The following is a 25,737-nucleotide window of genomic DNA, read 5'->3' on the forward strand; positions in this document are numbered from 1 at the left end:
GATCGTCGTGGTACCCCGGCGGCGACCGGGCGACAACTCAGGGCTGTCGCTCGATCGGCTGATTCCGCCGGAGCAGCCAACCCGCCGCGACGCTCAGGAAGAAGAGAGAGCTCCCGAAGAAGATCACGCCCACGAGGTTCGCTTCGCTGCCTTTGGGCTCCGACTTCGCGATGGCCACCACGACGCACAGCGCGGCCGCGGACCAGCCGATCATGACCTGGCCGCCGAAGCGTGCCGGACGAATCGCTCCGGCCAGGACCGGGACGGCGACCGCCAGTACGACCGTGAGCGCGAAGGTGCCCCCGATCCCGGACGCCCCGGCGCTGCTGTCGGTCGAATACTGGATGATCAGGCCGATCGCCCCGAACAAACCCGCCCCCATCGCGGCCCACGAGTACCGGTCGGGCCGGCGGAAGCCCAGCTCACGGCGAACCGGCCACACCGCCCCGACGCCCGCCGCGAAGACGGCCAGCACGCCGGCGAACAGAAACCCGAACCCGGCGCCCAGGTGGTACCCGTCCTCCGCCGTGAGGGACCTACCGGTGGAGTAGGCCATCACCAGACCCCACAAAGCGGCTACGGCCATCCCGGCCAGCCAGCCGGCCGGCCGCGCCATGGCGCCCGAAGCGGTCACCAGGCCTCCAGCGACGATCGCGAGCAGCGCGAGCGGCCAGACGTACCACTCGAACCCGGGCAGGGCGCCCGCGAGCGTGTGGCTGTAGTCACCCAGGTTGTACTGGTACTCGAACGCCAGACTCGCGAGCATCAGCCCACCGCCGGCCACGGCGAGCAGACCGGGCGAGGCCACGGCGCGGCCCGCCCGAGCCGGCGGCGGGTGTGCCGCCGCCGGCTCGGGCGGGCCGGAAACCCCCTCGGGTTCGGCTGCCGCGGCGGGCTGCGTCGCACCGGTCTCCGGCGTGCCGGCGGACCCGGCCACTCCGGGTGGTTCTGCCGCGAACTCCGACGCGGCAGCCGGCTCGGGCTCCACCGACGCGATCTCCGGCGCGGCAACGGGCTCGGCCCGCTCGGCCTCCGCCACCAGCCCGGCTTCGACCGGTGCGGCAACGGGCTCCGCTGCCGCCGCTTCGACCGCGACGTCCGTCGCCCCCGTCGGACCCGTCACCACGACCTTGCCCCGGCGGGGCTCGGGCCCCCGTGTCACCCTCAGCTCGGCCCCACCGTCCGTCTCGCGGACCTCGATCCACGCGTGGGACGTCTCGAACGTGCAAGCTCGCGCCACGGGCGGACCCAGCAGCCGGATCCGCCGCTCGACCACGTTCCCGGCGAAGCTGACCGTCGGGGAGTCGGTGCGCACCGCGACCTCCGCCCTCGCGGCCTCGGCCGCCGCTGCCACGTGCTGGATGTCCGTGGCCGCCATGCCCTTCAACGCCTCGAACGCTCCCATCGCCACCGGCAGGTTGTCGCTCGAGAGCCGGCGTCGCAGCTCCGCCACCGCTCCCAGCCGGGTGAACGGGTTCTCCGCCGCGATCGCCGCCGCCAGGTCCGCCGGGATCGCGGACGGCTTGATCCGGCGGCGCCTGCTCTTCGCCAGGTACAGCTCGCCCTGCATCTCGATGTCACGACTCGGGGTCTGCTTCGGGTTGCGCTCGCGGACGCGGTCGAACAGGTACTCGTACAGCTCCCCCAAAGCGATCCAGCCGTCCTCGTCGCGGTCGGCCTCGCCGGTGCGCAGGCCCTCCACCAGCGCCGACGTGAACACCGACGGCTGGGCGGGCTGCCCTTCGGCGAGCCGCGCGCCCTCGAAGGCGTACTCGATCGAGTTCGACGCCGTGATGACCGCCCGGCCGCGGCCGCCGCGGAAGCTGTCCAGGACGTTCGCGTCGCCCGACGCCCGCACCGCCACGCCCTGCCCGAACGCCCCGCCGTAGCAGCAGTCCAGCAGCAGCACCACGCTGCGCGAGCGGCTCTGGCGGAGGCACTGCTGCACGAACTGCGCGGGCACCGCCGTCGACCGGAGCCGGTCGGGGCGGGTGTTGCGCGCGGCGAAGTACAGGCCGCCCGAGTCGTCCTTCAGGCCGTGGCAGGAAAAGTGCATCAGCAGGACGTCGTCGGGACGGCCCTCGGCGCAGAGGTCCTCGATCTCCCCCTGCACGACGTGCGAGGCCTCGTTGCGGACCACCCGGACCTCGAAGTCGCTGATCGACCGGTCGGACAGCACCGCCGCCAGAGCGTCCGCGTCCGCCGCGGGCGAGCCCAGCCGCTGCAGCCCCGCGTTCTCGTACTCGCCGTTGGCGACGATCAACGCCCGCCTCCGCCCGGCCATACCGGCAGGAAACGCCCACGCGGGCGCTACGGCAAGCAGCCGAACGGGCACACCTAACCGGCCGCCGCCTGGAAAATCGTTTCCTGCCCTTTCAGGCAGACGACAGCGTCGAACGCGGCCGCGACGTCGACCGACACGGTCATGTGCGCGTGCCGGATGCCCGTCGCCGCGGGACGCGCGACCACGCACGGCGCCTCGGAAGCCAGCGTCGCCTCGACACTGCCGGCCGCCGGCGCAGCCAGGGCCTGCTCGAACATCCGGAACCCGAGCCGCTCACCTTCGTCGGGGACGAGCCCGGTCGTCGTCCCCGAGACCGCGGTCAAAGCGAGCGCGAAATAGCGATCCCCCAGCTCCGCGGCCAAGTGCGTACCCGCCGACGGCGCCGTCATGCCGGGCATCGGCGAGAACGGCACGCGCTGGAGGTGTCCGTTGTGGAGCATCAGGACGATCTTCTCGCCCGGGTGCAGGCGGCGCAGCAGCCGCACGGTCGCCGCCATGTACGTGTCCCGCGACGAACTCTGCGGCTCCGGCGCCTGCCCGGCCATCAGCGCGGCCAGCTCCCGCAGGTACAGGTCGACGCGCAGCGCGCCCTCCGCGTCGTGCGCGGCCTCGGGCGCCAGCGACTCGACATGTCCTTTGAGGACGGTCAGCGCCGTGGTGGCCGCGTCCCGCGCCGCGACGCTCATCTCCTGGTACCGCCCCGGCGCGACCGCGCTGCTGACCGACGCGTACGGCTCGCACGCCGCCAGCGCTGTGTCCACAAGGGACACATTGGCGGGATCCACCCGGGAGAGGACTTCGCGGACCGCTCGCAGCGCGGGTACCGGCGACCCGGCCGAACTCGGCACGTCGACCCCGTAGAAGCGGACGTCACGACCCCGCAGCCAGGTCAGCATGGAATGCACCTCGGCCGAGTCGCCGAGGCCGAAGGTGAAGCCGTCCCGCGCGATGTCGGCGACGTCGCCCGGGCCGCCGCGCAGCCACGCGTCGACCAGGTGCCCTTCGGGGAACCCGCCCTCGAACCCGAGCACGGTGAACCCGCGCTCTTCGACGAGGTGGCGCAGCAGGCGGTCGCGCAGCACGCCGAACTCGCGGATGTGATGGTTGTTCTCGCCGATCGCGACGACCTCGGCGTCGCCGATCAGGGCGGCGACGGACGGGACGTCGAGGGGGCCGGTGTCTGGCATACTGGTCACACTAACGCAACAGGAGTAGCAGTTGGCAACCGAGATTTCCGGCACCAAGCGCCCGGGCGGGCGCACCGAGCGGACCCGCCTCGCCGCGCTGAACGCCACCCTCGAGCTGCTCGGCGAACGCGGGTACGCCGAGCTGACCGTCGAGGCGGTCGCCGAACGCTCCGGCGTGCACAAGACGACGCTGTACCGCCGGTGGGAGTCCGCCGAAGGCCTGGTCGCGGCGGCCCTGCTGCTGGGGACCGAGCAGGAGTGGACGGCCCCGGACACCGGGTCCCTGGAAGGCGACCTGCGCGGGATCAACCTGGAGCTGGTGCACTACTTCACCTCGCCGGGCGAGCGTGAGCTGCCGACGGCGTCGATCTCGGCGGCATTCCTGTCCGCTCGCGCGGCGGACGCGCTGCGGGAGTTCTACGTCGACCGCCACGCGCGTTCGGCCGCGGTCGTCGAGCGGGCCGTCGAGCGTGGCGAAGTCCCGGCCGGCACCGACGCCGTCGAAGTCGTTCGCGTGGCGTGCGGGCCGATCTTCTACCGCCTGTTCGTCTCGCGCGAAGGCGTGACGCCGAAGGACGCCGGGGTCGCGGCCGCCGCGGCGGCCGCGGCGGCGAAAGCGGGCGTGTTCACGGCAGCGGACGCCGGAACCGCAGCTCCTCCAGCGTGACGCGCCCGTCGTCGATCGTCTCGGTCTGGGCGGCGCCGTCGGGCGCCCAGCCCTGCCGGACGTAGAAGGCCTTCGCGCGCTCGTTCGTCGAAAGCACCCACAGGACGGCGCTGTCGCCGGACAGGTCTTCGACGACCCGGTCGTGCAGCGCCCGGCCGAGGCCCCGCCCCCAGTACTCCGGCAGCAGGTAGAGCGCGTAGAGCCGCCCGTCCCCGTACGCGGCGAATCCCGCGACGACGCCGTCTTGCTCGGCGACCAGCACCTGGCCGCCGTCACCGATGAGCCGCGCCCACGACTCCGCCCGCGAGGAAGCCGAGAGGCCGGCGAGGAAGTCGTCCGGCATCAGGCCCGCGTACGCCGCCTGCCAGGACGCGACGTGGATCTCGCCGATCACGGCGGCGTCGGCGACGGTGGCCGGGCGGATCAACTCTTCTCCAGGTACTCCGCGCGGTCGACGTCGACGACGTCGGCGACCAGCTGCGCCAGGCCGTGGTACTTCTTCAGGTCCGGGTCCTCCTCGACGATCTCCTGCGCGCTGGCCCGCGACGCGGCGATCACGTCCTCGTCGCGCAGCAGCGAAAGCAGCTTCAGCCCGGACCGCTTGCCGGACTGCGCGGCCCCGAGGATGTCGCCTTCGCGGCGCAGCTCCAGGTCGAGCCGCGACAGCTCGAAGCCGTCGGTCGTCGACTCCACCGCGGCCAGCCGTTCGCGGGTCGCCGTGCCGTCGAGGGCCTCGGTGACCAGCAGGCAGACGCCCGGCACGCTGCCCCGGCCGACGCGGCCGCGCAGCTGGTGCAGCTGGCTGACGCCGAAGCGGTCGGCGTCCATGATCACCATCGCCGTCGCGTTCGGGACGTTGACGCCGACCTCGATCACCGTGGTGGCGACGAGAACGTCGAGCTTCGCCGCGGAGAAGGCCCGCATCACGGCGTCCTTGTCGTCGGGCGGCATCCGGCCGTGCAGCACGCCGACGCGCAACCCTTGCAGCGCCCCGTTTTCCAGGTCCGGCGCGACGTCCAGGACCGCGAGCGGCGGCCGCTTGTCGCTCTTGTCCGACGGCGGCTCGTCGCCGATCCGCGGGCACACGACGTAGGCCTGGTGCCCCTTGCCGACCTCTTCGCGCACGCGCTGCCAGATCCGGTCGAACCAGGCGGGCTTTTCGGCGACCGGCACGACCGTGGTCGAGATCGGCGACCGGCCGACCGGCATCTCGCGCAGCGCGGAAACCTCGAGGTCGCCGTACACGGTCATGGCGACCGTGCGCGGGATCGGCGTCGCGGTCATGACGAGGACGTGCGGGCTGGTGTCGCCCGCGCCGCGGGTGCGCAGCGCGTCCCGCTGCTCGACGCCGAAGCGGTGCTGCTCGTCGACGACGGCGAGGCCGAGGTCGGCGAACTCGACGTGGTCCTGGATCAGCGCGTGCGTGCCGACGACGATGCCCGCTTCCCCGCTGACGATCTCCAGCAGCGCCTTCTTGCGCTCCTTCGCGCCCATCGACCCGGTGAGCAGCGTGACGCGAGTGGCGTTCTCCGCCGCGCCCAGCTCGCCCGCCTGGCCGAGGTCGCCGAGCATCTCCCGCAGCGACCGCGCGTGCTGGGCGGCGAGGACCTCGGTCGGCGCCAGCATCGCCGTCTGCCGTCCGTTGTCGACGACCTGCAGCATCGCCCGCAGCGCGACGATCGTCTTGCCCGAGCCGACCTCGCCCTGCAGCAGCCGGTTCATCGGGTGCTCGGAGGCGAGGTCGGCGGCGATCTCGGCGCCGATCTCCCGCTGGCCCGCGGTCAGGTCGAAGGGCAGCCGCTTGTCGAAGGCGTCCATCAGGCCGCCGCTGACGTGCGGGTTCGCCTTCGCCGGCCGCGAGATGGCCGAGTGCCGCCGCTGCGCGAAGATCAGCTGGACGGCCATGGCCTCGTCCCACTTGAGCCGCTTCTTCGACGCCTCCAGGTGCGCCCAGTTGTCCGGGCGGTGGATGCCGTGCAGCGCGGTGTCGAGGTCGGACAGGCGGTGCAGCCGCCGCAGCTCCGCCGGCATCGGGTCCTCGTCGACCTCGAGGACGTCGAGCACCTGGCGCACGCACTTCGCGATCGACCACGTCGGCATGCCCTGCGCCGCCGGGTAGACCGGGATGATCGCGGCGAGGAAGTCGTCCATCGCCTCGTCGGCGCGGTCGGCCTCGAACAGCTCGTACTCGGGGTTGGTCAGCTGCAGGGTGTCGCGGAAGGCGGACACCTTGCCGGCGAACAGGCCGGTCTTGCCGGGGACGAGGTCCTTCTCGCGCCAGGCCTGGTTGAAGAAGGCGCAGGTGAGCCGGCGCTTGCCGTCGGTGATCACCATGTCGAGGATGGTCCCGTTGCGGGACTTCATCCGCCGCTTGCTCACCTTTTCCACGCGCGCCAGCACGGTGGCGTGCTCGCCCAGCTCGAGGCCGGCGATGTCGGTGAGCTCGCCACGCTCGGCGTAGCGGCGCGGGTAGTGGCGCAGCAGGTCGCTGACCGTCTCGATGTCCAACGCCGTGGCGAGCGCCTTCGCCGTCTTGGCGCCCAGCAGCAGCGGCAGCTTGTCGCGCAGTCCGGCCATCGGCTATTCGACTCCCATCAGCAGCACGGCTTCCGCCTGGCCACTGGCGTAACCGGCCAGCTCCACCTCGGGGTGCTCCAGCCGCAGCTGCTCCGCGAGCTCCTCGGCGACCCCGGGTGGGGCGGCGGCCCCGCTCAGCACCGTCACCAGCTCGCCGCCGAGTGCGAGCATGCGGTTCAGCACGTTCATCGCGGCCGCGACCAGGTTGGTCTCCGACGCCGGTGCCGGCTCGATCAGCACCACCTCGTCGTCGATCAAGCCGACCACGTCACCGGACTGGGCCCGGCCCACCCAGGTTAGCGACTCCTCGCGCGCGATCCGCAGTTCGCCACGCCTGGTCGCGGCGGCCGCTTCGGCCATCGCGACGACGTCGTCGTTGGTGCGGCGCCCGGCGTCGTGCACCGCGAGCGCGGCCAGCACCTGCACCGGCGAGACGCACGGGATGACCACGACGTCGCGGCCGGCGGCCATCGCGTGCCCGGCCGCAGTGTCGACCGCCGCGGTGAGCGCGACGCTGCCCGGAAGGACCGTGACGTGCCGCCCGGCGGCTTCGTTGAGCAGGCTGATGACGTCCTCGACGCTGGGGGTTTCGCCTTCGGGCACGGCGAGCACCGGGATGCTTTCGGCACGCAGCACCTCGGCCAGCTCGCCGCCGTGCACGACGGCGACGACCGTGCGGTCGAGCCCGCCGCCCGGCTCGATCGGCGTCGGCGTGAGCAGCGGCTCGACCCGGATCCGGCGCGGGCGCCCCAGCGCGAGCCCGGCTTCGATGGCGGCGCCGATGTCGGCGCAGTGGACGTGCACGGCGTGGCTGCCCGAGCCGTCGCCGGCCACGGTGACGCTGTCGCCGAGGCCGCTCAGCTCCTTGCGCAGGGTCGGCAGGCTGTGCTCGTCCACGCCGTCGAGGAGGTACATGACCTCCCAGGCGAAGGCCTCGGCCAGCGGCACCGCGTGGACTTCGAGGGGGTGCTCCTGCTGGAGCGGGGCGCCGGTGAGCACGCCGACCAGGGCGTCGAGCACGGCGACGAGCCCGCGGGCACCCGCGTCGACGACGCCCGCCTTGGCCAGCGCGGGCAGCTGCAGCGGTGTCTTCTCGAGGGCGTGCGCGGCTTCCTTCGCGGCTTTTTCCGCGACTTCACCGAGCGGGTGCGTGTCACCGCGCACGGCGAGCGCGACGGCGTGCAGCACGGTCAGGATGGTCCCGGCGACCGGGCGGCTCACGGCACCGGTCGCGACCTCGTCGGCGTGGCCGAGCGCCTTGGCGAGCCACTCGCCGTCGAGTCGTCCCCGGGCGCTGTCGGCCAGCCCGCGCACGACCTGGGAGAGGATCACGCCGGAGTTGCCCTTGGCCGAAGCCACGGCACCGCGCGCGAGGATCTTCAGCGCGTCGGCGGCGTTTTCCGGCTCCGCTTCCTCGAGCTCCCGGGCCGCGCCGGCCATCGTGAAGAGCATGTTGGAGCCGGTGTCGGAGTCCGCGACGGGGTAGACGTTGATCTCGTCGATGGCCGGGCGCAGGCTCGCGAGACTGTGCACACAGCCCGTCGCCCAGGCCGACACCGCCGCCGTGTCCAGCACCCGCACCCCGTAACCTCCTACCCGGTCCCGGGCAGCGTATCGACCCGGTGCTCGGGGCTGGGAACGCACTAGTTACTATGGTCGAGTTGCCCAGTGCATCTGGGCTCATCTCTATGACCCAGATCCAAAGGAGTTCGACGTGGCTGCCGTGTGCGACGTCTGTGGCAAGGGACCCGGCTTCGGCAAGTCGGTCTCGCACTCCCACCGCCGTACCAACCGCCGGTGGAACCCGAACATCCAGACCGTCCACGCCAAGGTGGGTGTGTCCCAGCGCAAGCGCCTGAACGTGTGCACCTCGTGCATCAAGGCGGGCAAGGTCGTTCGCGGCTGAGGCGAGAAGAGTTCGAAAATGGCGGGTGCTCCTCGGAGCACCCGCCATTTTTTTGCAGCTACTTCAGGAAGCCGGTCAGCAGGTCCTTCAGCGTCTCTGGGTACTGCAGCACCCCGTGGTCCTGCCCCGCCAGGGTCTCCCGCCGAGCGCCCGGGATCACCGCCACGACCGCCTCGGCCGCTTCCGCGAACGACGCCGGGCTGTTCCCGCCGTCGATCACCAGCGTCGGCACCGAGATCTTCGCCAGGTGGTCCACCCGGATGCGGCAGCCCGGGCCGCAGATCTCCAGGTCGTACGGCAGCGTGTGCGCCAGCGCCGTGAACCAGCCCCACACCGGGGCCTGCTTCATGCCCTCGACCATCTCCGTCGGTGTCCCCGCGACCGTCAGGAACGTCTTCACCGCGCCGTCGCGGTCACCCGCCGCGATCTGCGCCTGGACCTGGGGAAGAACGTCGTCCCGCGGGTGCTCGGGAGTCGCGTACGGCGGCTCGTACGCCACCAGCTTGTCGATCGGCAGCCCGGCGGCGGCCGCTTCCAAGGCCAAAACCGCGCCCGACGAGTGGCCGAACACCGACGCCGTCCCGCCCGCGTGGGCGATCAGCGCCGCGATGTCCTCGATCTCCCGCTCCATCGCGTACGCCGGGGTGTCCCCGCTGTCACCCCGCCCACGGCGGTCGTAGGCGATCGCCGTGAAGTCCGTCGCCAGGACGTCGGCCAGGCCCGCGACGGTCGTCCGGTCGTTGAACGCGCCGCCGACCAGGATCACCGGCGCACCGGATCCGCGCTGCTCGAAGAAGATCGACGTGCCGTCGGCCGATGTGACGTTCATGGTGTCCTCCAAGGTCCGTTTCCCCCTGGTCGGAGCCGGCCCGCGGTTCCGGACACCGAACCTACGGGAGTTTCCAGTCGACCGGCGCCGCGCCCTGCTGCTCCAGGAGCTGGTTGGCCCGGCTGAACGGCCGCGACCCGAAGAAGCCGTTGTGCGCCGACAGCGGGCTGGGGTGCGCCGACTCGATGCACGGGACCTCGCCCAGCATCGGGCGCAGGTTCCGCGCGTTGCGGCCCCACAGGATCGCCACCATCGGCTCCGAGCGCGCCGCGAGGGCCTTGATCGCCTGCTCGGTGACCTCTTCCCAGCCCTTGCCCTGGTGCGAGTTCGACTTGCCGGGCTGCACCGTCAGCGCCCTGTTGAGCAGCAGCACGCCCTGGTCGGCCCACGGCGTCAGGTCGCCGTTGGACGGCAGCGGGTGGCCGAGGTCGTCGGCGTACTCCTTGTAGATGTTGACCAGGCTCTTCGGGATCGGCCGGACGTCCGGCGCCACCGAGAAGCTCAGGCCCACCGCGTGCCCGGGCGTCGGGTACGGGTCCTGCCCGACGATCAGCACGCGCACGTCGTGGAACGGCTGCTTGAACGCCCGCAGCACGTGCTCACCCGCCGGCAGGTAGGTGCGGCCCGCGGCGATCTCCGCGCGGAGGAACTCCCCCATCGCGGCGACCTGCGGCGCCACCGGTTCGAGGGCTTGCGCCCAGCCTGCCTCGACGATGTCCTGCAGCGGTCGTGCGGTCACGGCGCGCAAGCCTACCGGGCGTGGCCGACGTCACCCACGCGGGTCGAGCCGCCTCAGCTCGGTGCGGAACCGCTGCCCGCGTCCGACGTAGGAATCCACCACCAGCGCGATGTTCTCCGCGCTGAACGACTTGTTCTCCCGCACCTTCGCCGGCACGCCCAGCGCGATCTCGCCGGTCTTGACGTACGAGCCGTACGAGAGCACCGCGCCCGCGCCGACCATGCCGCCGTCCTCGATCACCGAGCCGTTCAGCACCACCGAGCCGGACGCGATCAGGCAGCCCGTGCCGATCGTCGCGCCCTCGACGTGCACCGCGTGCCCGATCGCCGACGACGGCCCGAGGATCGTCGGGTGCCGCTCGGTGCAGTGCAGGACGCAGCCGTCCTGGACGTTGGACCGCTCGCCGATCTCGATGTAGCCGTGGTCGCCGCGCAGCACCGTCTGCGGCCAGACCGACGCGAACGCGCCGATCCGGACATCGCCGATCACCGTCGCGTCCGGGTGGACGTAGGCGTCGGGGTGGATCGTCGGCTCGAGGGATCCGAGTGCGTAGATCGGCATGCCGCCTCCGGGTACTGTGTCGTTCGTTACCGATCCGCCTACAGTCACGGCCGATGGCTTTCGTAGCAACGGTTACGTGCTGCTCGGGGGCCGGCCTGCTTCCGGTCGGATCGGTAACTGCAGTTTCACTTCCCGTGCGATTGGATCACGGCATCGCCGCGGACAGGAAAGCCAGTACCGGGAGCACGGCCCTCGTGCTCCTGCTCGTCGTGCTGACCTGGCTGCTCAGCCTGCCGACGGCGTCGCCCGCGCTGGCGAACGGCCTGGCGGAGACCCCGCCGATGGGCTGGAACAGCTGGAACCAGGTCCGCTGCTACGACCTCACCGAGGATGTCGTCAAGAAGGCGGCCGACGCGCTCGCGGACACCGGCCTGCGGGACGCGGGTTACCGGTACGTCGTCGTCGACGACTGCTGGCAGGCGCCCGCGCGGGCCGCCGACGGCTCCCTCCAGGCGGACCCGAAGCGGTTCCCGCACGGCATCGCCGACCTCGCCGACTACGTCCACTCCCGCGGCCTGCTGTTCGGCATCTACGCCGTGCCCGGTAGCCGGACCTGCGCGATGGCGAACGACGCGTACCCGGCGTCCGGCATCGGCTCGCTCGGTCACGAGCGCCAGGACGCCGAGACGTTCGACCGCTGGGGCGTCGACTACCTCAAGTACGACTGGTGCAACGCCGACACCGTCGACGGCCTCGACCGGAAGGCGGCGTTCGAGAAGATGCGCGACGAGCTCGTCGCGCTGCCCCGCCCGATCGTCTACGCGATTTCCGAATACGGCGTCTCCAGCCCGTGGACCTGGGCGCGGCCGGTGGCGAACCTGTGGCGGACGACGTACGACCTGACCGCGACCTGGGACTCCGTGCTCGCGACGATCGACCAGCAGGCCACGGTCGCGACCCACAGCGGCGGCCCGGGCGGCTGGAACGACCCGGACATGCTGCAGGTGGGCAACGGCACGCTCACCGCGGACGAAGCCCGCGCGCACTTCAGCGTCTGGGCGGTGCTGAACGCGCCGCTGTTCGCCGGTACCGACCCGGCGAAGCTGAGTGACACGGATCTCGCGACGCTCGCCAACCCGGAGGCGATCGCCGTCGACCAGGACTTCGCGGGCGGCCAGGGACGGCAGCTCGCGGTGGGCCCCGGCTACCAGGTGTGGGGGAAACCGCTTTCCGGCGGCGGGTTCGCGGTGGTGCTGCTCAACACCGGCAGCACCACCGCGACCGTCTCCGCGGCGATCCCGGGTTCCTGGACCGTGCGGGATCTCTGGGCCCACCGGGACGTGGGAACCGACGTCTCCGCGTCGCTGCGGCCGCACGCCGCGGCGTTCCTGAAGCTCACACCGAAGTGAGGTCCTTGCCGTAGCAGCGGCTTTCGGGCTCGTTGCGGTAGATGCCGAACTTCGGGATCTCGACGTACCCGGACGACGTGTACAGCGCGATCGCCTCCGGCTGCTTGGTCCCGGTTTCCAGGACCGCGCGCTTGCGGCCGCACAACGCCGCGGTGCGCTCCAGTTCGGAGAGGATCATCCGCGCGAAGCCGCGGCCGCGCACCGAATCGGCGACGTACATCCGCTTGAACTCGGCGTCGCCCTCATGGAAGTCCGGCTCGGGGCCGTCATGCGCCCGCCACGCTCCACAGGCGACCGCTTCGTCACCCTGGTAGCCGACGATGAACAGACCCTGCGGCGGGTCGAAGTCCGCCGGGCTCATCGGGGTGGCGTCTTCGTCGCCGTAGCGCTCGACGTAGACCTGCTGCACCGCGGCCATGAGCTTGGCCGCGTCGGGATGGTCGAAGGGGACCGGAACGATTCTCACGTCCGCCGACTTTACTGATCCGGCCAAAAATCAGCGCCAGTGCGTCCAGCCGCCTTCTCGGGCAAAAGGCTTGCCGTCCACGGTGATCCCGGAGTCCGCCATCGTGACGACGCCGATGGTGCGCCACCCTTCGGGCAGCTCGGCGAACGCCGGGAACGTGGCTGCGAGCGCGTGGTCCTCGCCACCGGTGAGGACCCAGTCCAGGGGGTCGGCGCCCAGCGCGGCGCCGACTTCGGTGAGCCGCGCGGGGACGTCGAGGTCGGCGGTGCGGACGTCGATGCCGACGCCGGAGGACTCGCCGATGTGCGCGAGGTCGGCCAGCAGGCCGTCGGAGACGTCGATCATCGCGGTGGCCCCGGCGAGGGCGGCGCGCGGACCGGCTTCGTAGGGCGGTTCCGGGCAGCGCTGGGCGTTGACGACGCCGACCGGGGACCGGAACCCGCGCCCGAGCACGGCCAGGCCGGCGGCGGCCCAGCCGAGCTTGCCGCAGACCGCGACGACGTCGCCGGGCCGCGCGCCCGAGCGCGTCACGGGCTCACGGTCGCCGAGGTCACCGAGTGCGGTGACGCTGATCACGAGCTGGTCGGCGCGGACCATGTCACCGCCGGAGACGCCGACGCCGGCGCGCTCGGCCTCGGCCCACATGCCGTCGGCGAGCGCGGTGACCAGGTCGCGCGGGGTGTCGGGCGGGCAGGCCAGGCCGACCAGGACGGTGGTCGGGGTGGCGCCCATGGCGGCGATGTCGGCCAGGTTGACCGCGACGGCCTTGCGCCCGACGTACTCCGGCGGCGACCAGTCGAGCCGGAAGTGGACGCCCTGGACGAGCACGTCGGTGCTGGCGACCACCCGGCCGTCGGGGGCGGCGACGACGGCGGCGTCGTCGCCCGGCCCGAGCAGCGTGCCCGGCGGCTGGCGCCGTCCTTCGGTGACGGCGCGGATGAGCGCGAACTCCCCGGTCTCGGCGACCGTTCCGTCGTTCGGTGACACCGGTCACCTCTGCTTTCTCTACCGGGACAAAGATCGATCACCGATAGTCGGATGCCCTATGTTTTTCGATGAGCTGGCGATACGTTCCTACCTGAGCTGACCGATCCCGACGAAAGGGCGCGCCGTGGTCCACGCATACATCCTCATCCAGACCGAGGTCGGCAAGGCGGCCGCGGTGGCGGCCGAGATCTCGAGCATCCCGGGCGTGACCAGCTCGGAGGATGTCACCGGACCGTACGACGTGATCGTCCGCGCCGCCGCCGACAGCGTCGACCAGCTGGGCCAGCTCGTGGTCGCGAAGGTGCAGAACGTGGAAGGCATCACGCGGACGCTGACCTGCCCGGTCGTGCACCTCTGAGGAGTGGTGTAGTGGTGTCGTGCCAGATTCCGACACCGGTGCCCCGCCCAGGGTGGTCCTCGTCCTGGCGGCGACGCTCGCCGTGGCCCTGGCGGTCGCCGTCGCCGTCTTCGCGGTGACCCACCGCTCCTCGGACTCCCCGGATTCCGGTCCCCTGCCGCTCGTCCCGGTGCCGGCGCCCTTCGCCGCGGCCCCGGCCTGCACGACGCTGCTGGGCGCGGTGCCGACCGAGCTGACGTCCAACGGGACGTCGTTGAAGCTGCGCGAGCTGGCCAACCCGGCCCCGCCGGCCACCGTGGCGTGGGGCTCGGCCGACCCGCTGGTGCTGCGCTGCGGCCTGGACCGGCCCCCGGAGCTGACGCCCACGGCGGCGCTGCGGCTGGTGAACAAGGTGCAGTGGCTGCAGGTGCCGGGCGAGGGCACGTCGACGTGGTACGTCGTGGACCGCGAGGTCTACGCGGCGCTGACGGTGCCGGACAGCGCCGGGACGGGCCCGCTGCAGCAGATCTCGGACACGATCGCCGCGAAGCTGCCGCCGCGGCCGCTGCGGTTCTCCTAGCGCAGGCCCGTGCCCCGGGCGATCGCCGTCTCGATGAGGGTGGTCAGCAGCGTCGCGTAGTCCACGCCGGTGACCTCCCACATCTTCGGATAGGCGGACTTCGTCGTGAAGCCGGGCATGGTGTTGACCTCGTTGATGGTCAGCTCGCCGTCGGCGCCGACGAAGAAGTCGACGCGGGCGAGGCCCTGGCAGTCGAGCGCCCGGAACGCCTTCACGGCCATGGCGCGGAGCTTCTCGGTGAGCGCGTCGTCGAGCTTGGCCGGGATGTCCAGCTCGGCGTCGTCGCCGAGGTACTTGGTTTCGAAGTCGTACCAAGCGTTTTCGTCCTCGGACAGGACGCGGATCTCGGCGGGCAGCGAGGCTTCGACGCGCCCGTCCGGGAACTCGAGGACCCCGCACTCGACCTCCCGGCCGACGACGGCGGCTTCCACGAGCACCTTCGGATCGGTGGCGCGGGCGAGCTCGATGGCGGCGTCGAGGTCGTCCCAGCCGGTGACGCGGCTGATGCCGACCGACGACCCGGCCCGCGACGGCTTGACGAAGACGGGCAGGCCGAGCTTGGCCTTGCCGTCGTCGTCCAAAGTGGACTGATCACGGCGGAGCGCGGCGAAGGTACCGACCGGAAGCCCATCGGCGGCCAGAAGCTTCTTCGCGGTTTCCTTGTCCATGGCGGCGGCGCTGGCGAGCACGCCGGGGCCGACGTACGGGATGCCGGCGAGCTCGAGCAGGCCCTGGATGGTGCCGTCCTCGCCGAAGGCGCCGTGCAGTACCGGGAAGACGACGTCGACCTGGGAGAGGAGTTCGCTCTCGCGCCCGGCTTCGACGGCTACGAGGCCCTGACTGGAGGGATCACCGGCGAGCACGAGCCCCTTGCCGTCGTCGACGGACGGCAGTTCGCGGCCGCGGATGGCGAGCTGCGCGGAGTCCCCGGTGCCGAGCACCCAGCGACCTTCCCGGGTGATGCCGACGGGGACGGCTTCGAAGCGTGCCGGATCGAGGTTCCCCAGGACGCTGCCGGCGGACAGGCAGGAGATGGTGTGCTCGCTGCTGCGCCCGCCGAAGACGACCGCCACCCGGATCTTCTCGCTCATGGTGAGCCACCGTACCCGGTGACCTCGGCGAACAGCCGAGGCCCGTGCGCCGGGCGGCGGCACCCGGGCGGTGAGCGCAACCTGCGCGGGCCGTGCTGCGTCTGGTACATCGAGGCACCGCTGGGCCCGGGGCTGGGGCTGAGCCGGACCAGGACAGGGCCCGCCGTCCCATCAGGGCAGGGCCCGCCCTCCCTGGGGGCCACCGCCTCCCCCAGCGTATCGGCGCGGGCCGACAGAAAGCCGGGAAAAGCCGCCGTCGAGGTGTCGTTGTCCACATCACCGCCGGGCTGTGGACACCAGCGCAAGCCTCAGCGCAGCAACGAGACCAGCGTCGGCAGCGCCGCCACCAAGGCCTCCCGCGCGCACCCCGCGTACCCGATCGCCACCCCGTGCGCCGACGGCTCCCCGGCGAAGTGCCGGGCCAGCCCGTCCAACCGGATCCCGCGCCGCTCCGCGGAAGCGATCACCGAAGCCTCCACCGCGGCCGACGAAAACGGCACCACCAGGTGCGCCCCCGCGTCGTCACCCCGGACCGGCACCCCGGCCGACGCCAGCGCCCCCGCCAGCAACGTCCGCCGCTCGGCCATCTCCCGGCGCAGTTTCCGCAGGTGACGCCCCAAATCCCCGTTCCGCGCGAACTCGTACAGCACCCGCTGCCCCGCCGGCGAAGGCCGCGTCCCGGTCAGATCCCGATACGCCAGCACCGCCGACGTGATCGCTTCCGGCGCCACCATCCACCCCGCCCCCAGCGTCGGCGTGAGGATCTTCGACGTCGTCCCCAGGTGCGCCACCACGTCCGGGGCCAGCGAAGCCAGCATCGGCAACGGCGCCACGTCGAAGCGCAGCTCGCCGTCGTAGTCGTCCTCGATCACCAGCATCGACGAAGAACGCGCCCGCTCCACCAGTGCGACCCGCCGCGCCGCGCTCAGGCGGCTGCCCATCGGGTACTGGTGCGCCGGCGAGCAGTACACCGCCCGCGCGCCCGCGGGGATCGCCTCCGGGCGCAGGCCCTCGTCGTCCACCGGCACGCCCACGACCCGCATCCCCGCGCTGAGGAACGCCTGCACCGCGCGCTGGTACCCGGGCTCTTCGACGGCCACGACGTCCCCGCGCGCCAGCACCGCCGCGGCCAGCTCGACGACCGCCGCCGTCGTCCCGCCCGTCGCCAGCACCGAACCGGCGGCGAGGCCGCGGTGGCGCAGCAGGTGCTCCGACACGGCCGCGCGGTACTCCGGCAGCCCGGCGCGGTGCGCGCGGACCAGCGGATCCGGGTCGGCCGCCGCACGCCAGGCGCGACGCCAGGCCGCGCGGTCCAGGCCGTCCGCCCACGGCGTGCCCGGCCCGAGGTCGAGCAGCGCGGGCGCGGCGGCCTCGGGCGCCGGGACAGCGGGGGCCGGGACCTCCGAAGCCGGCACCGAAGGCGGCGTCGTCACGTACGTGCCGGAGCCGTGGCGCCCGGCGATCCAGCCCTCGGCGTGCAGCTGCTCGTACGCCGCCGACGTCACCGTGCGGCTGACGCCGAGCCGTCCGGCCAGCGCTCGCGTCGACGGCAGCCGGTCGCCGCCGCGCAGGTGCCCGCTCGCGGCGGCTTCGCGCAGCGCGTCGGCCAGCTGGACGGCCAGCGGTGTCACGGCCGCACGGTCGAGGCTGACCGGGAGCGCGGTGTCGGCGTGGGTCACGGGACCTCCTCGAGTGGACTTCCCAAGTGTACGAGAAGTGGACGTTCTCCGATGCCACTGTGCTGGGAGACGCTGGTCGCATGCTGTCCACCACGCCCCGCACCACGCTCGGCCGCAAGAAGCACCGGGCCGTGACCGACCGCTCCGCGCTGTACGCCGTCCTGGACGAGGGCCTGATCTGCCACCTCGGCATCGTCCGCGACGGCGCGCCGCTGGTCCTGCCGACCGGCTACGGCCGCGACGGCGACACGCTCTACCTGCACGGCTCCACCGGCGCGTCGAGCCTCCGCACGGCGTCGCAGGACCTCGACGTCTGCGTCACGGTGACGCTCCTCGACGGCATCGTCTACTCGCGGTCGGTCAACAACCACTCGATGAACTACCGCAGCGCGGTGATCTTCGGGAAGGCGGCTCCGGTCGCCGAGCCCGAGGCGAAGATGCACGGCCTGAAGGTGCTCACCGACCACCTCGCGCCGGGTTCGTGGGAGCACGCGCGCGAGGTCAACGCGAAGGAGTTCGCGGCGGTGAGCGTGCTCGCGCTCGACCTCGCCGAGGCGTCGGTGAAGATGCGCGCGGAGGGCCCGGACGACGAGCCGGAAGACCTCGACGCGGACGCCGCCTGGGCCGGGGTGCTCCCGGTCCGGACGGTCTTCGGCGAGCCGGAGCCGTCGGCGGACCTCTCGCCCGGCTGGACGACGCCGGCGCACGTCACCGGTCGTGAGTGAGAAACAGGGTTCTAGCCCTGTTTCTCACTCACGACCGGCGAGCGGGAGCCGGACCGTGAACGTCGTGCGGCCCGGCTCCGAAGACACCGTGACCGTGCCACCGTGCGCCGTCACCAGGGACTGGACCACCGACAGCCCCAGCCCGGTCCCGCCGTGGCCGCGGGTGCGGGAGTCGTCGACGCGGAAGAACCGGTCGAAGATCCGTTCCTGGTCGGCAACCGCGATGCCCGGGCCGGCGTCGGTCACCCGGACGACCGCCTCGGAATCCGAAGCCGACACCGAGACGTGCACCGCGGTCCCCGGCGGGGTGTGCACGGCGGCGTTGGCCAGCAGGTTGTCGAGCACCTGCCGCAGCCGCAGCGGATCGGCGTCCACGAAAGCCTCGTCCAGCGAAGACGTCAGCGGGTGGTCGGGCCGCCCGGCCGCGAAGGCGTCCGCCGCGTCGCCCGCCAGCTCGGCCAGGTCGACGCGCTCCGGCCGCAACGGCGTCTCGGCCGCCCGCGCGTCGAGCCGGGCCAGCAGGAGGAGATCGTCGACCAGGACGCTCATCCGCGCCGTCTCCTCGCGGATCTTCGCCAGGTGCGCTTCCCGCTCGGCGGGCTCGTTCGCCGCCGCGTAGCGGAAGAGGTCGACGTAGCCCCGGATCGACGTCAGCGGCGTCCGCAGCTCGTGCGACGCGTCCGCGACGAACCGGCGCAGCCGCTCGTTCGCCTCGGTCTTCGCCGCCAGTGACGTGTCGATGTGGGCGAGCATCACGTTGAACGCCGTCCGCAGCTCCTCGACTTCGGCGCCGCCGCCGGTCCCCGCCGCGCGGACCGGCAGGGCGGGGTTCGCGGTGAGGTCGTGGGACGCGATGTCGTGCGCGGTGCCCGCCATGTCGGCCAGCGGGCGCAGGCCGCGGCTCAGCACCAGCCGCCCGACGACGAGCAGCACGGCCAGCGCGAACGCGAACGCGCCGACCTCGACCCAGATCAGCTGCTGGACCGTGCCGTCGAGGTCCTTCTGCGGCGCGGCCGACAGCAGCACCGAACCGTTGTCGACCGGGCAGGCGCGCACGCGGTACGGGCCGTCGTCGAGGGAGATGGTGCGCGTGACGTCGCCGCCCGCGGCCTCGGCGGCGATCTTCGCCAGCTGCTGGGCGTCGCCGGGCGGCCGGCCGCCGGATTCGGGCGTCGCGACGCCGTCACGCACCTCGTACAGCGCCGAATACCACGAGAACACCGACTGCGGCGAGCCGTGCGTTTCCCGCAGCTGCGGCAGCTGCGTCGTCTGGCTCTTGGACAGCTGCTCGTCGAGCCGCCGGTCGAGGTAGCCGTGCATGATCCCCGACCATCGTGACGCCGACGGCCGCGAACACGACCAGCGCGAGCGCGCCGAGGCCGAGCGTGATCCGGGTGCCCAGCCGCGTGCGCTGCCAGGCCCCGTACCACCGGCGGAAGCAGCGCTTCACCGGTTGACCTGGCGCACGACGTACCCGACGCCGCGCACGGTGTGGATCAGCGGCTCGCCGCCGCCCGCGTCGACCTTGCGCCGCAGGTGCGAGATGACGAGTTCGACCACATTGGACCGGCCGCCGAAGTCGTACTCCCAGACATGGTCGAGGATCTGCGCCTTCGTCAGCACCGACGGCGACCGGCGCATGAGGTAGCGCAGCAGCTCGTACTCGGTCGGGGTCAGGTCGGCGAGCCGGTCGCCGCGGCGGACCTCGCGGGTGTCCTCGTCCAGCGTCAGGTCCCCGACGCGCAGCACGGCGCCGCGCGTCGCCACCTGCTGCGTGACGCCGGTGCTCCGCCGCAGCACGGCCCGCAGCCGCGCCATCAGCTCCTCGACGGAAACGGTTTCACGAGGTAGTCGTCACCCCCGCGGGTGAGCCCGGCGATCCGGTCGGCCGTGGCGTCCTTGGCCGTGAGGAACACCACGGGCACCGCGCTGCCGTTCTCGCGGAGGCGGTCGAGCACGGTGAAGCCGTCGAGGTCGGGCAGCATCAGGTCGAGCACGACGATGTCCGGCCCGAAGTCGGCCGCCTGGGCCAGTGCGGCCCTGCCGGACCCGGCCGTGACCGCCTGCCAGCCCTCGTACCGGGCGACGGTCGCGACGAGGTCGGCGATGTGCGGCTCGTCGTCGACGACGAGCAGGCGCACGGGCTCGGAGGGCTGCACCACCCCATCTTCTCCCGGCGCGCGGGCGACCGGCGACCGGTGGCGCGGGCCGACAGGAATCCGACAGCCGGTACCCAGACTCGCCACAGGCTGCGTCGCGAACCTGAGCTTCGTGAACCGAACCCGAGGGGGATCCGTGTGACCAGCATGACGCAGACCGCCGAGGCCACGCGCCCGGCGATCCGCCCCCGGATCGCCGCGAAATCCGGCCTCTTCACCTTCCTGGGCGCCAACGTGGCCGCCGTCACGGCGCTGTTCGCCGAGGCCGGCCTGTCCCCGAACGTGCTGATCAGCATCGGCAGGCTCGCCGGGCTGTACGGCGCGCTGGCGATGGCGTTCCAGCTGCTGCTGGTGGCCCGGCTGCCCTGGCTGGACCGGCGGATCGGGATGGACCGCCTCACGACGTGGCACCGCTGGACCGGCTTCACGATCCTGTGGACCCTGCTGGCGCACCTGGTGTTCATCGCGTTCGGGTACGCGGAGGTCTCGAGCAAGGGCGTCGTCGACGAGCTGGTCGAGATGGCCAACACCCTCGAGGGGATCCTGCGGGCGCTGGTCGCGTTCGCCGTCATCCTCATCGTGGGCGCGGCTTCGGCGAAGTTCGCGCGCAAGCGGCTGGCCTACGAGACGTGGCACTTCATCCACCTCTACACGTATGCCGCGATCGTGCTGGCGTTCACCCACCAGATCGCGCTCGGCACGTCGTTCGCCAGTGCGCCGACGGCGAAGGCCTACTGGTGGACGCTCTGGCTGGGTGCCGGCGCCGCCGTGCTCGCCGGTCGCGTCGTGCTGCCGCTGTGGCGGAACGTGCGCCACCAGCTGCGCGTCACCGCGGTCGTTTCCGAAGCCCCGGACGTCGTTTCGGTGTACATGACCGGCAAGCACCTGGACAAGATGCCGGCGCGGGCGGGCCAGTTCTTCCTGTGGCGGTTCCTCACCAAGGACCGCTGGTGGCAGGCGAACCCGTTCTCGCTGTCCGCCGCGCCCGACGGCCGCACGCTGCGGCTGACCGCGAAGGCGCTCGGAGACTCCAGCGCGTCGCTGCGCAGCCTGCGCGTCGGCACGCGCGTGTTCGCCGAAGGCCCGTACGGCGCGTTCACGACGATCCACCAGCAGCGGCCCAACGCGCTGCTCGTGGCGGGCGGCGTCGGCATCACGCCGATCCGCGCGCTGCTGGAGGACATCGACGGCCACGTCGTCGTCCTCTACCGGGTGCGCACGCAGGCCGACGCGGTGCTGCTGCCGGAGCTCAACGGGCTGGCCAAGGCCCGCGGCGCCGTCGTCAGCGTCCTCACCGGACCGGACCAGGCGGTCGGCCCGCGCGGGGCGATGCTCGGCCCGGCGAACCTGCACATGATGGTGCCGGACGTGCACGAGCGGGACGTGTTCGTCTGCGGCCCGCCGGGGATGACGTCGGCGGTGCTGCGCAGCCTGCGCGAGCTGCGCGTGCCGAAGACCCAGGTCCACGCCGAACGCTTCAGCCTCGCGGCCTAGGGGGATCCGTTGAAGAGGACCATTTTCGTCGTCGCGCTGTCGGTCGCCGGGTTCATCGCGGTCTGGCGGTTCGAGCCGGGGCCGGTGCACAACACCGCCGTCGCGCAGGCGCCGCCGCCCAGCGTCACCGCACCGTCCACATCGGCCGCTCCGCCGGCTTCGACATCGGCCACGCCGCCCGCTTCGTCCACTCCGGACAGTGCAAACGCGACGGTCACGACCCAGGGTCCGGCGGAGTCGAGCAACTACGGGACCGTCCAGGTCCAGGTGACGTTCACCGGCGCCCGGATGGTCGCGGTCACCCTGCTGCAGGCCCCGGACGACGGGCGCGCGCTCACCGCGTTGCCGCGCCTGCAAGAAGAAGCGATGAAAGCGCAGAGCGCCGACATCGACACGATCACCGGGGCGACCGAGACGAGCGAGTCCTACAAGACGTCGCTGCGGGCGGCCATCGACGCGCGGGGCAGCAGGTGATCACCCGCGTCGAGCAGGTGATGGGCCTGCCGATCTCCCTGGACCTGCGGGACGAAGGCGATTTCGCCGAGATCGTCGACGAGGTGTTCGCCTGGTTCCGTGCCGTCGACGCCCGGTTCAGCCCGTTCAAGGAGGACAGCGAGGTCAGCCGCTACGACCGCGGCGAGCTCACGGCGGCCGAGCTGACCGACGACCTCCTGGAGGTCCTCGAACTCTGCGCGTACTACGAGCAGCTCTCCGGCGGCGCGTTCCGCGCGCGGCTGCCCGGCCGCGGCCTCGACCCGTGCGCGGTGGTCAAGGGCTGGGCGGTGCAGCGCGCCGCCGACATGCTCAAGGCCGAGGGCGCGACGACGTTCTGCCTCAACGCCGGCGGCGACGTCGTCACCGCGGGCGAGCCGGCGCCGGGACGGCCGTGGCGGGTCGGTGTGCGCCACCCCGAGCAGCCCCTGGCCGTGTGTGCGGTGCTGGAGTCGCGCAACGGCGCCATCGCGACGTCGGCGGCCTACGAGCGCGGCTCCCACATCCTCGACGGCCGGTCCGGGATGCCGGCGACCGGCCTCCTGAGCGTCACCGTGGTGGCCGGCGACCTGGTCACGGCGGACGCCCTGGCCACCGCGGCGTTCGCGATGGGCGCCGAGGGCATCACCTGGGCGGCCGACCGGCCGGACTGCGAGATCCTCATCGTCGACGACAGCCGCCGCGTGCACCGCACCGCGGGCCTCGCACTGGCCTCCGACGAAGCCGGACGTCCTCAAGTAAGCGCCCGGGCGTCCTGAAATCGGTTCGCCCTCGTCCGGGCCGTCCGCCAGACTCGGGGGCACCCGTCTTCGAGGAGTGCCATGCCGTCGTCCGTCCTGCACGTGTCCGTCGACTGCGCCGATCCGTACACCCTCTGCCAGTTCTGGAGCCAGGTCACCGGGAAACCGATCCCCGACGAAGACCAGCCCGGCGACGACGAGGTCGGCATCGAACTCGAAGGCGGCATCGACCTGCTGTTCCTCCGGGTGCCGGAACCGAAGACCGTGAAGAACCGGCTCCACGTGTGCCTGCAGCCGGACGTCCCTCGCGACGAAGAGGTCGAGCGACTGCTCGGCCTGGGCGCCACGCTGGTGAACGACCTCCGCAAGCCGGACGGCAAGGGCTGGGCCGTGCTCGCCGACCCCGAGGGCAACGAGTTCTGCGTCCTGCGCAGCGCCGCCGAACGGGCGGCGACGCGGTGACGGACTCGTTCGCCGTCAACAAGGCCAACTGGGACGAACGCGCGGTGCTGCACGCGGCGTCGCCGGGCTACGGCTTCGACGAATTCCTCGCGGATCCGGCGCACCTCAGCCAGGTCGTGCGGTTCGACCGGCCGCGCCTCGGCGACCTCAGCGGGCTGCGCGCGGTGCACCTGCAGTGCCACCTCGCCACGGACACGATCTCCCTGGCCCGGCTCGGCGCTTCCGTGACGGGTCTGGACTTCTCGGGACCGGCGCTGGCGGAGGCGCGGCGGCGGGCTTCGGCGGCGGGTGCGGTGATCGACTTCCACGAAGCCAACGTCTACGACGCCGTCGACGTGCTGGGTGCCGGGCGGTTCGACCTGGTCTACACCGGGATCGGCGCGTTGTGCTGGCTGCCGTCGGTCGCGCGCTGGGCCGCGGTGGTCGCCGGCCTGCTGCGCCCGGGCGGTCGACTGTTCATCCGGGAGTGCCACCCGATGCTGGGAACCCTGGACGAGACGGTGGTCCCGGCGGTGCCGCGCTACCCGTACTTCGAGCACGCCGAGCCGCTGGTCTTCGACGAGCCGGGCAGCTACGTCGAAGTGGACGGCGAGCAGGCGCACACCGTGACCCACGAGTGGGCGCACTCCCTGGGCGAGATCATCACGGTGCTGCTCGAGAACGGCCTGACGCTGACCGGGTTCACCGAGCACGACAGCGTCCCGTGGAACGCGCTCCCCGGGCAGATGGCGCCCGACGACGAGAACGAATGGCGGCTGACGGACGACCCGCGGCGGCTGGCGGCGAGCTACACGCTCCAGGCGGTCAAGAGCGGCTGAATAGGGTGGCGGCATGGCACGTCCCCTGATCGCCGTCGCCACGCTGGGCGGCACCATCTCGATGGCCCCCGTCGGAGGCGAAGGCGGCGCGGTCCCGCGGCTCGGCGCGTCGGAGCTGATCGGCGGGATCGGCGAGCTGCCGATGGACGTCCTGGCGGAGACGCTGGCCGGGATCGGCAGCGCGTCGCTGGACTTCGCGACGCTGCTGCGGTGCCGCGAGTGGGGGCTGCGGCAGGACGCCGACGGGTTCGTCGTCGTGCAGGGCACGGACACCCTGGAGGAGACGGCGTACTTCCTGGACCTGTGCTGGCCGTCGGAGATCCCCGTGGTCGTCACCGGGGCGATGCGCAACGCGGGCCTGCTCAGCCCGGACGGCCCCGCGAACCTGCGCAACGCGCTGACCGTGGCCGCCGATCCGCGCAGCCGCGGCCGGGGCGTGCTGGTGACGGTGAACGACGACGTCCACGCGGCGCGCTGGGTGCGGAAGGCGCACACGAGCCACCTGGAAGCGTTTTCGTCGGCGCCCGCCGGGCCGCTCGGCATGGTCGTCGAGCAGGCGGTGCACTACTTCCACCCGTCGCCGCCGCGGCCGCCTTCCCTGGCCGGGACGGACTTTTCGGGGCTCGTACCGGTGGTGGAAGCCGGTCTGGACGACTCGGGCGCGGTGCTTTCGTACGCGGCGTCGCAGCCGGGCGTGCGCGGAGTGGTGCTGGCAGCCACGGGCGCGGGTCACGTGTCATCGGGTACGGCGGAGGTGGTGTCGCGGCTGGTGACGTCGTTGCCGGTGGTCGTCGCTTCGCGGACGGGCGCGGGCCCGACGCTGCGGTCGACGTACGGCTTCCACGGCTCGGAGTCGAGCCTGATCGCGATGGGCGCGACGATGGCCGGCTGGCTGGACGCGCGCAAGTCCCGCGTCCTGCTGCACGCGCTGCTGGCGTCAGGCGCCGACCGGGAGACGATCGAGCGCGAGTTCCGGCTGCGCGGCGACCTGGACTGAGTGGTTCAGTCCAGGACCGGGCCGGCCAGCGGGTCGAGGTGGTACGAGCGCATCGCGCGCTCCGCGTCGCGGTAGACGTGGACCGAGATCGCCGGGTCCGGGCCGTCGTTGCGCACCTCGTGCACGTAGCCCGGGCCGAACACCCGCGACTGCCCCGCGGAGAGCGCGTGCAGCTCGGTGACCGCGCGGCCGTCGGGCGCGCGGCGGGCCACCGCCTCGGTCAGGTGGCCGCTGACCAGCGTGAACGCACCGCTGGCGAACGCGTGGTCGTGCAGGTCGGTGCGCTGGCCGGGCAGCCAGCTCATCAGCCACACCTCCTGCCGCTCGTCCTTCTCGACGAGCGCCGCGAAGCGCTCTTCGGGGTCGTAGCGCAGCAGGTGCTTCCAGCGGTCGCGGTCGGCGGCGACCTCCAGCGCGACGCGCACCGGGTGGCGCAGCGCGGGGTCTTCGGGACGCAGCAGGGTGTTGTCCGGAACGGCGAACATGGGAGTCCTCACGGAAGAGAAAGGGCTCTGTTGATCTATGTGTGGGCGGGTTTGCCCAGGTAGCGGAGGGGCACGTCGTTGCTGGGTCTAGGTTTCTGAGCTGTCGAGGAACAGAAACTGGATAGA

Annotated in this window: 25 protein-coding genes and 2 pseudogenes; 12 read left to right on the top strand and 15 right to left on the bottom strand. The window is 72.3% G+C overall.

All coding sequences use genetic code 11. The features are described 5' to 3' along the window. Window positions 1-37: 37 nt before the first annotated feature. Together OG738_RS01835 and OG738_RS01840 are read right to left on the bottom strand one after the other, a co-directional pair. Complete coding sequence (locus OG738_RS01835) at window positions 38-2,284, bottom strand: caspase, EACC1-associated type (protein WP_329050660.1); 2,247 nt, start codon at window positions 2,282-2,284, stop codon at window positions 38-40. A 53-nt stretch (window positions 2,285-2,337) separates the two neighbouring features. Further along, entirely contained in the window at window positions 2,338-3,471 is a 1,134-nt protein-coding gene (locus OG738_RS01840) for an erythromycin esterase family protein (protein ID WP_329050661.1), read from the bottom strand. 31 nt (window positions 3,472-3,502) lie between these two features. Between OG738_RS01840 and OG738_RS01845 the strand changes: the two genes are divergently transcribed. Continuing rightward, on the top strand, window positions 3,503-4,138 hold the full coding sequence (locus OG738_RS01845; protein ID WP_329050663.1) for a TetR/AcrR family transcriptional regulator: 636 nt from the start codon (window positions 3,503-3,505) through the stop codon (window positions 4,136-4,138). On the opposite strand, the gene OG738_RS01850 is transcribed toward OG738_RS01845, so the two are convergent. The 3 genes from OG738_RS01850 to OG738_RS01860 are packed head-to-tail and all read right to left on the bottom strand — an operon-like array spanning window position 4,098 to window position 8,296. Beyond that, entirely contained in the window at window positions 4,098-4,565 is a 468-nt protein-coding gene (locus tag OG738_RS01850) for a GNAT family N-acetyltransferase (RefSeq protein WP_329050665.1), read from the bottom strand. The genes OG738_RS01845 and OG738_RS01850 overlap by 41 nt on opposite strands. After that, a complete protein-coding gene (gene recG, locus OG738_RS01855; protein ID WP_329050667.1) occupies window positions 4,562-6,715 on the bottom strand; it encodes an ATP-dependent DNA helicase RecG in 2,154 nt (717 codons plus the stop codon). The genes OG738_RS01850 and recG overlap by 4 nt, the downstream gene beginning before the upstream one ends. Before the next feature lie 3 nt (window positions 6,716-6,718). Continuing rightward, a complete protein-coding gene (locus OG738_RS01860) occupies window positions 6,719-8,296 on the bottom strand; it encodes a DAK2 domain-containing protein (protein ID WP_329050669.1) in 1,578 nt (525 codons plus the stop codon). 133 nt (window positions 8,297-8,429) lie between these two features. Between OG738_RS01860 and rpmB the strand changes: the two genes are divergently transcribed. Continuing rightward, window positions 8,430-8,621, top strand: coding sequence for a 50S ribosomal protein L28 (gene rpmB / locus OG738_RS01865; RefSeq protein WP_003091970.1), 192 nt, complete (start codon window positions 8,430-8,432; stop codon window positions 8,619-8,621). A 58-nt stretch (window positions 8,622-8,679) separates the two neighbouring features. On the opposite strand, the gene OG738_RS01870 is transcribed toward rpmB, so the two are convergent. The 3 genes from OG738_RS01870 to OG738_RS01880 all read right to left on the bottom strand — a co-directional run bounded on the left by OG738_RS01870 (window position 8,680) and on the right by OG738_RS01880 (window position 10,750). Beyond that, entirely contained in the window at window positions 8,680-9,450 is a 771-nt protein-coding gene (locus OG738_RS01870) for an alpha/beta fold hydrolase (protein WP_329050684.1), read from the bottom strand. Window positions 9,451-9,511: 61 nt separating this feature from the next. Then, the gene (locus OG738_RS01875; RefSeq protein WP_329050686.1) at window positions 9,512-10,189 is read right to left on the bottom strand and encodes a uracil-DNA glycosylase; all 678 of its coding nucleotides are present in this window, start codon (window positions 10,187-10,189) and stop codon (window positions 9,512-9,514) included. A gap of 30 nt (window positions 10,190-10,219) precedes the next feature. Further along, window positions 10,220-10,750 carry a gamma carbonic anhydrase family protein gene (locus OG738_RS01880; protein ID WP_329050687.1) on the bottom strand — a complete coding sequence of 177 codons (531 nt, stop codon included), beginning with the start codon at window positions 10,748-10,750 and terminating at the stop codon, window positions 10,220-10,222. Between the two features lie 134 nt (window positions 10,751-10,884). On the opposite strand from OG738_RS01880, the gene OG738_RS01885 reads away from it, so the two are divergent. Then, entirely contained in the window at window positions 10,885-12,099 is a 1,215-nt protein-coding gene (locus tag OG738_RS01885) for a glycoside hydrolase family 27 protein (protein WP_329050689.1), read from the top strand. On the opposite strand, the gene OG738_RS01890 is transcribed toward OG738_RS01885, so the two are convergent. Together OG738_RS01890 and OG738_RS01895 are read right to left on the bottom strand one after the other, a co-directional pair. Then, on the bottom strand, window positions 12,086-12,565 hold the full coding sequence (locus OG738_RS01890) for a GNAT family N-acetyltransferase (RefSeq protein ID WP_329050690.1): 480 nt from the start codon (window positions 12,563-12,565) through the stop codon (window positions 12,086-12,088). The genes OG738_RS01885 and OG738_RS01890 overlap by 14 nt on opposite strands. 30 nt (window positions 12,566-12,595) lie before the next feature. Further along, entirely contained in the window at window positions 12,596-13,552 is a 957-nt protein-coding gene (locus OG738_RS01895) for a thiamine-phosphate kinase (protein ID WP_329050691.1), read from the bottom strand. Window positions 13,553-13,676: 124 nt separating this feature from the next. Between OG738_RS01895 and OG738_RS01900 the strand changes: the two genes are divergently transcribed. Both OG738_RS01900 and OG738_RS01905 read left to right on the top strand, forming a co-directional pair. Then, complete coding sequence (locus tag OG738_RS01900) at window positions 13,677-13,910, top strand: Lrp/AsnC family transcriptional regulator (RefSeq protein WP_125306405.1); 234 nt, start codon at window positions 13,677-13,679, stop codon at window positions 13,908-13,910. A 19-nt stretch (window positions 13,911-13,929) separates the two neighbouring features. After that, window positions 13,930-14,469 (top strand): DUF3515 domain-containing protein, encoded by a 540-nt coding sequence (locus OG738_RS01905; RefSeq protein ID WP_329050694.1) that lies wholly within the window; start codon window positions 13,930-13,932, stop codon window positions 14,467-14,469. Here the strand turns inward: OG738_RS01905 and OG738_RS01910 are convergent. Then, complete coding sequence (locus OG738_RS01910; protein ID WP_329050696.1) at window positions 14,466-15,560, bottom strand: D-alanine--D-alanine ligase family protein; 1,095 nt, start codon at window positions 15,558-15,560, stop codon at window positions 14,466-14,468. The genes OG738_RS01905 and OG738_RS01910 overlap by 4 nt on opposite strands. Before the next feature lie 308 nt (window positions 15,561-15,868). Beyond that, on the bottom strand, window positions 15,869-17,239 hold the full coding sequence (gene pdxR / locus OG738_RS01915; RefSeq protein ID WP_329050697.1) for a MocR-like pyridoxine biosynthesis transcription factor PdxR: 1,371 nt from the start codon (window positions 17,237-17,239) through the stop codon (window positions 15,869-15,871). A gap of 80 nt (window positions 17,240-17,319) precedes the next feature. On the opposite strand from pdxR, the gene OG738_RS01920 reads away from it, so the two are divergent. After that, a complete protein-coding gene (locus OG738_RS01920) occupies window positions 17,320-17,964 on the top strand; it encodes a pyridoxamine 5'-phosphate oxidase family protein (protein ID WP_329050698.1) in 645 nt (214 codons plus the stop codon). A 24-nt stretch (window positions 17,965-17,988) separates the two neighbouring features. Here the strand turns inward: OG738_RS01920 and OG738_RS01925 are convergent. Beyond that, window positions 17,989-19,414 (bottom strand): annotated as a pseudogene (locus tag OG738_RS01925) (sensor histidine kinase). After that, window positions 19,411-20,123, bottom strand: a pseudogene (locus tag OG738_RS01930) (response regulator transcription factor). The pseudogenes OG738_RS01925 and OG738_RS01930 overlap by 4 nt, the downstream one beginning before the upstream one ends. A 147-nt stretch (window positions 20,124-20,270) precedes the next feature. Here OG738_RS01930 and OG738_RS01935 point away from each other — a divergent pair. The 6 genes from OG738_RS01935 (at window position 20,271) to OG738_RS01960 (ending at window position 25,126) form a co-directional block, all read left to right on the top strand. Next, window positions 20,271-21,617 (top strand): ferredoxin reductase family protein, encoded by a 1,347-nt coding sequence (locus OG738_RS01935; RefSeq protein WP_329056514.1) that lies wholly within the window; start codon window positions 20,271-20,273, stop codon window positions 21,615-21,617. 9 nt (window positions 21,618-21,626) lie between these two features. Then, entirely contained in the window at window positions 21,627-22,091 is a 465-nt protein-coding gene (locus OG738_RS01940) for an FMN-binding protein (protein WP_329050699.1), read from the top strand. Further along, window positions 22,088-22,867, top strand: coding sequence for an FAD:protein FMN transferase (locus OG738_RS01945; protein WP_329050700.1), 780 nt, complete (start codon window positions 22,088-22,090; stop codon window positions 22,865-22,867). Before OG738_RS01940 ends, OG738_RS01945 begins: the two co-directional genes overlap by 4 nt. Window positions 22,868-22,930: 63 nt before the next feature. Then, on the top strand, window positions 22,931-23,311 hold the full coding sequence (locus tag OG738_RS01950; protein WP_329050702.1) for a VOC family protein: 381 nt from the start codon (window positions 22,931-22,933) through the stop codon (window positions 23,309-23,311). Further along, window positions 23,308-24,129, top strand: a complete 822-nt coding sequence (locus tag OG738_RS01955) for a class I SAM-dependent methyltransferase (RefSeq protein ID WP_329050704.1) — start codon at window positions 23,308-23,310, stop codon at window positions 24,127-24,129. The genes OG738_RS01950 and OG738_RS01955 overlap by 4 nt, the downstream gene beginning before the upstream one ends. Window positions 24,130-24,142: 13 nt before the next feature. Further along, a complete protein-coding gene (locus tag OG738_RS01960; protein WP_329050706.1) occupies window positions 24,143-25,126 on the top strand; it encodes an asparaginase in 984 nt (327 codons plus the stop codon). 5 nt (window positions 25,127-25,131) lie between these two features. Here the strand turns inward: OG738_RS01960 and OG738_RS01965 are convergent, their stop codons facing one another. After that, the gene (locus OG738_RS01965) at window positions 25,132-25,611 is read right to left on the bottom strand and encodes a cysteine dioxygenase (RefSeq protein WP_329050707.1); all 480 of its coding nucleotides are present in this window, start codon (window positions 25,609-25,611) and stop codon (window positions 25,132-25,134) included. Between the last annotated feature and the right edge of the window lie 126 nt (window positions 25,612-25,737).

Source organism: Amycolatopsis sp. NBC_01488, from assembly GCF_036227105.1.
Taxonomy (GTDB): Bacteria; Actinomycetota; Actinomycetes; order Mycobacteriales; family Pseudonocardiaceae; genus Amycolatopsis.

Excerpts from the sequence above, each read along its gene's own strand:
- OG738_RS01835 (WP_329050660.1), bottom strand. The coding sequence starts at position 2,284 with ATGGCCGGGCGGAGGCGGGCGTTGATCGTCGCCAACGGCGAGTACGAG.
- OG738_RS01840 (WP_329050661.1), bottom strand. The coding sequence starts at position 3,471 with ATGCCAGACACCGGCCCCCTCGACGTCCCGTCCGTCGCCGCCCTGATC.
- recG (WP_329050667.1), bottom strand. The coding sequence starts at position 6,715 with ATGGCCGGACTGCGCGACAAGCTGCCGCTGCTGCTGGGCGCCAAGACG.
- OG738_RS01870 (WP_329050684.1), bottom strand. The coding sequence starts at position 9,450 with ATGAACGTCACATCGGCCGACGGCACGTCGATCTTCTTCGAGCAGCGC.
- OG738_RS01880 (WP_329050687.1), bottom strand. The coding sequence starts at position 10,750 with ATGCCGATCTACGCACTCGGATCCCTCGAGCCGACGATCCACCCCGAC.
- OG738_RS01910 (WP_329050696.1), bottom strand. The coding sequence starts at position 15,560 with ATGAGCGAGAAGATCCGGGTGGCGGTCGTCTTCGGCGGGCGCAGCAGC.
- OG738_RS01920 (WP_329050698.1), top strand. The coding sequence starts at position 17,320 with ATGCTGTCCACCACGCCCCGCACCACGCTCGGCCGCAAGAAGCACCGG.
- OG738_RS01935 (WP_329056514.1), top strand. The coding sequence starts at position 20,271 with ATGACGCAGACCGCCGAGGCCACGCGCCCGGCGATCCGCCCCCGGATC.
- OG738_RS01950 (WP_329050702.1), top strand. The coding sequence starts at position 22,931 with ATGCCGTCGTCCGTCCTGCACGTGTCCGTCGACTGCGCCGATCCGTAC.
- OG738_RS01960 (WP_329050706.1), top strand. The coding sequence starts at position 24,143 with ATGGCACGTCCCCTGATCGCCGTCGCCACGCTGGGCGGCACCATCTCG.
- OG738_RS01965 (WP_329050707.1), bottom strand. The coding sequence starts at position 25,611 with ATGTTCGCCGTTCCGGACAACACCCTGCTGCGTCCCGAAGACCCCGCG.